Source organism: Streptomyces sp. NPDC006265 (assembly GCF_040613555.1).
In the GTDB taxonomy this organism is placed as follows: Bacteria; Actinomycetota; Actinomycetes; order Streptomycetales; family Streptomycetaceae; genus Streptomyces.
Window position 1 is genome coordinate 1 of sequence record NZ_JBEXSH010001034.1, and the last position, 2,859, is coordinate 2,859.

Annotated in this window: 2 protein-coding genes; both read right to left on the reverse strand. The window is 73.5% G+C overall.

Features of this window, described 5'->3' with window-relative positions:
- A partial coding sequence (locus ABZ281_RS44715) for a BTAD domain-containing putative transcriptional regulator (protein ID WP_356664044.1) occupies positions 1-1,552 on the reverse strand: 1,552 nt, incomplete at its 3' end.
- Between the two features lie 188 nt (positions 1,553-1,740).
- The coding region (locus ABZ281_RS44720; protein ID WP_356664046.1) for an aminotransferase class III-fold pyridoxal phosphate-dependent enzyme at positions 1,741-2,859 on the reverse strand (1,119 nt) is incomplete at its 5' end.

The following is a 2,859-nucleotide window of genomic DNA, read 5'->3' on the forward strand; positions in this document are numbered from 1 at the left end:
CCACGGCCGCGTGCACGGTGAGGCCGCGCACGGCGGCCTGCGGCGGTGCGAGCGTGCCGGTGGGGACGCTGAGGCTGTCGCGGACGGCGGCCGCGGTGCGGACCGCGCGCTCGGCGCGGTCGGCCGGGTCCGTCCCCTCGGCGAACACGGAGAGCACGGTCGAACCGAGCATGGCCGTGACCCGGCCGCCGTGGAGTTCGGTCTTCTCCCGGGCGATCTGGGTCAGCGCGTCGACCACCCGGTCCCGGTCCTCGGCCAGCACCCGGCCCAGTTCCGCGCCGAGTCCGAAGCGGAACATGACCACGCTGGCGGTACGGGACGCGTGCCGGCCGGGGGAGAAGGCCTCGGCGGCGGTTGCGGTCGGCCCGCCGTGTGCGGGCGGATCGGTGCATGCGGCCCGCATCGCGGGGGCGGCCTCGGCGGTGCGTGCGCCCGGCTCGGCAGGTGCGGCCGGTGGGGTGAGCACGGCCGGCTCCGTGGGCGCGGCCGGAGTGGTGGACACCTCAGGGCCCGTGGGTACGGCCGGTGTGGTGGGTGCCCCGAGGCCCGTGGGTGGGCCCGGCGCGGTGTGTGCGGCGGCCGGTGCGGTGCGGGTGCCCCGCTCCGTGCCTGCGGCCGGTCCGGTGGGTGCGGCCGACGCACCGCGTGCGGCCGGACCCGCGGGTGCCGTCGCTGTCGCCGCGGGAGCGGGGGCCGCGCCGGGCGGGGGCGGGTACGGCGCGGTCCGGGAGGCCGGGGTGAGGTCTGCCTGTTCCCTGTCGCCCACCGCGCGAGGCACCTCCAGCGCGGGGTCCTGGGTGAGGATCGCCTGCTGCAGCCGGTGCAGTTCGCGCCCCGGCTCCAGCCCCAGCCCCTCCACGAGCGCGGTGCGCACCCGGCCGAAGACGGCCAGTGCCTCGGCCTGCCGTCCGCAGCGGTACAGGGCGACCATGAGCTGCCCCGAGGCGCGCTCGCGCAGCGGCTCGGCGGCCACCAGGCTCTCCAGGTCGGGCAGGACCAGCTGGTGCCGGCCGCAGGCGAGGGCGGCCTCGAAGTGGTCCTCCATGACATCGAGCCGGCGGTTCTGCAGGGCCGTCAGCTCCGGCCAGCAGATACCTTCCTCCACCAGGTCGGAGAGGACGGGCCCGCGCCACAACGCCAGCGCCTGGCCCAGCGAGCGGCGGGCGGGTTCCACCTCGCCCGCCGCCAGGGCGGCACGGCCCGTGACCACCCGCTGCTCGTAGTCGAGCAGGTCGACGCGCTGCTGGGGCACCCGCAGCAGATAGCCGGGCGCGCGGGTCAGCAGCTCCGGGTTCTGTTCGCCGCGCGGTGGCCGGGACAGGACTCCGCGCAGCTTCCAGACGGCGTTCTGCAGGATCTTGCGCGCGGTCATGGGTGCTTCGTCGTCGGCCCACAGGGCCGACAGCATCTGGCTGGTGGACACCACCTTGTTCGCCTGCAGCAGGAGATACGCCAGTACGGCGCGCTGCCGGTGCCCGCCCAGGTCCACCAGGCTGCCCGGCGGTCCTCCCGCAGGTTCGACCTCAAGTGGCCCCAGTAAGCGGAACTGCATGAACTCCCCCGTTTCGCTTGCTCCGGCGTACTGCGTTACCCGGGACCGGTGTGTCGCCCGATGCCTCGTCGACACCGTCCGCTTCCCGTACTGATTCCGGTCGGGCGGGCCGGCCCGGTCGAGGCCGGCACCCGACCGGAAGGCCCTGGAGTCCGCCGGTGGGGGGAGGCGGCGGACCCAGGGTCGGATCAGCGGCCCGCGGCGGTGAGTTCGTCGCCGGCCTGCTTGCGCAACAGTGTGCACACGTCGTGCAGCCCGGCGTACAGCTGTCCCAATTCGGCGTCTGTGACATAAATCGAGGGTTCAAAACGCAACGTGCCGACCGCGCTGGCCGTCGGGAACGTCCGCACCCGGTGCCGGCGCAGCAGATGGCCCGCCAGGAAATAGCCGAACAGCCCGCTCTGCGCGATCTGCCGCAGCTCGGGCGAGGAGCCGTCGGACTGGTCGTGGAATTCCAGGCCCTGCATCAGCCCGTGACCGCGTACGTCGGCCACCACGTCGGGGAACTCCGCCCGCAGCGCGTCGAGTTTCGCGCGCAGCGCCGCACCGCGCTCCTCGGCCTGCCGGTAGGCCGCGCCGCCGTCCCTCTCCAGCAGTTCGAGGACCTTCAGGGCGATGTGGCACGAGAAGCTGTCCTTGGCGAAGGTCGAACTGTGCACGATCTCGAAGTCCCGGCGGTAGCGCTTCTCGCGCACCAGCATCACGGAGGCTTTCGCGACCCCGCCGCCGAGGGTCTTGGCCAGGGTGTAGTAGTCACCGCGCAGACCGGTCCGGGAACTGGCGAGCAGGGCGCCGGTGCGGCCCATTCCGCTCTGGATCTCGTCGACGACGACGGGGCAGTCGATCCGGGTGCAGAACTCCTGGATCTCCCGGGCGAAGTCGCGGGACAGGACGCGGATTCCGCCCTCGCCCTGAATCGGCTCGACGAGGAAGGCGCAGAACACGGGGAACTCCTGCTCCGTCACCGTGATCCTGCCGTTCTCCGTGCTCAGGCCGAGCAGGGTCCGGCGTTCACCCGCGTAGACCGCCTTCAGGTCCTCGGGGCTGTCGTGCGGGACGAACCGCGCTTGGGCGCCGAGGGACTTGAAGGGCAGCCGGTAGCCCTCGTTGTGGGTCAGCTGCACACTGCCGGCGAGCTTGCCGTGGAAGCCGCCCTCCAGGGCGAGGAACAGCGGCGGCGCCGCGGCGACCTCGTCGTTGTGGCGTCTGATCGCCGCCTCCAGCAAGCGGAGGGCATCGTTGTCGTCGGCGGCGAGGGCGACCCCGAGGCGGGCGGCCGCCTCCCCGTGGACGGTGGCCGACCCGTC